The following is a 558-nucleotide window of genomic DNA, read 5'->3' on the forward strand; positions in this document are numbered from 1 at the left end:
GAGGTGAAACTATGACGAACCGAACCCGAAAAATTGTTCTGCGTGTTCCCGTGACGCCGGAGGAACAGGAACTTATCCGGCAGAAGATGGCTCTGCTGCACACACGGAATTTTTCTGCCTACGCCCGGAAGATGCTGATAGATGGTTATGTTGTCCACATCGACACCACCGACATCCGGGCGCAAACCGCCGAACTGCAAAAGATTGGTGTCAACGTCAATCAGATCGCGCGGCGGCTGAACAGCATGGGGCCGCTGTACACACAAGACGTTGCGGACATCAAGGGAGCATTGGCGCAGATATGGCAATTACAAAGATACATCCTATCAAGTCAACGCTGAAAAAGGCACTGGACTACATCGAGAATCCGGCAAAGACGGATGAAAAGATGCTGGTATCCTCCTTTGCCTGCTCCTACGAAACCGCCGACATCGAATTTGAACTGCTGCTGTCACAGGCCATGCAGAAAGGCAACAATCTGGCCCACCACCTGATACAGTCTTTTGCGCCGGGCGAAACCACGCCGGAGCAGGCCCACGAGATTGGCCGGCAGCTTGC

General features: G+C 53.8%; 2 protein-coding genes. Both read left to right on the top strand.

Annotated elements, in window-relative coordinates:
• Window positions 1-11 precede the first annotated feature (11 nt).
• Window positions 12-341 (top strand): plasmid mobilization protein, encoded by a 330-nt coding sequence (mobC, locus tag QZL71_RS13185; protein ID WP_015536573.1) that lies wholly within the window; start codon window positions 12-14, stop codon window positions 339-341.
• Window positions 302-558 (top strand): relaxase/mobilization nuclease domain-containing protein (locus tag QZL71_RS13190; protein ID WP_294649211.1); only part of this gene is annotated, 257 nt, incomplete at its 3' end. The genes mobC and QZL71_RS13190, both read left to right, overlap by 40 nt.

Source organism: uncultured Faecalibacterium sp. (genome assembly GCF_900066275.1).
Classification (GTDB): Bacteria; Bacillota; Clostridia; order Oscillospirales; family Ruminococcaceae; genus Faecalibacterium; species Faecalibacterium taiwanense.

What these genes read in the sequence shown, in the direction of transcription:
- mobC (WP_015536573.1), top strand. Translation starts at nt 12, where the DNA reads ATGACGAACCGAACCCGAAAAATTGTTCTGCGTGTTCCCGTGACGCCG.